Source organism: Streptomyces naganishii JCM 4654 (assembly GCF_014650575.1).
Classification (GTDB): Bacteria; Actinomycetota; Actinomycetes; order Streptomycetales; family Streptomycetaceae; genus Streptomyces; species Streptomyces naganishii.
Genome location: NZ_BMVF01000072.1, coordinates 1 through 561 on the forward strand (window position 1 = coordinate 1; position 561 = coordinate 561).

Annotated in this window: 1 rRNA gene; it reads right to left on the bottom strand. The window is 59.0% G+C overall.

Features of this window, described 5'->3' with window-relative positions:
- Positions 1 to 561, bottom strand: a 23S ribosomal RNA gene (locus IE217_RS34405); the annotation flags it as partial.

Sequence of the window (561 nt, forward strand, 5' to 3'; positions counted from 1 at the left end):
GGTACTTTTCACCATTCCCTCACGGTACTATCCGCTATCGGTCACCAGGGAATATTTAGGCTTAGCGGGTGGTCCCGCCAGATTCACACGGGATTTCTCGGGCCCCGTGCTACTTGGGTGTCTCTCAAGCAAGCCGCTGACGTTTCGACTACGGGGGTCTTACCCTCTACGCCGGACCTTTCGCATGTCCTTCGCCTACATCAACGGTTTCTGACTCACCGACCAGCCGGCAGACCGGTCAAGAGAGATCCCACAACCCCGCATGCGCAACCCCTGCCGGGTCTCACACGCATACGGTTTGGCCTCATCCGGTTTCGCTCGCCACTACTCCCGGAATCACGGTTGTTTTCTCTTCCTGCGGGTACTGAGATGTTTCACTTCCCCGCGTTCCCTCCACACTGCCTATGTGTTCAGCAGCGGGTGACAGCCCATGACGACTGCCGGGTTTCCCCATTCGGAAACCCCCGGATCAAAGCCTGGTTGACGACTCCCCGGGGACTATCGTGGCCTCCCACGTCCTTCATCGGTTCCTGGTGCCAAGGCATCCACCGTGCGCCCTTA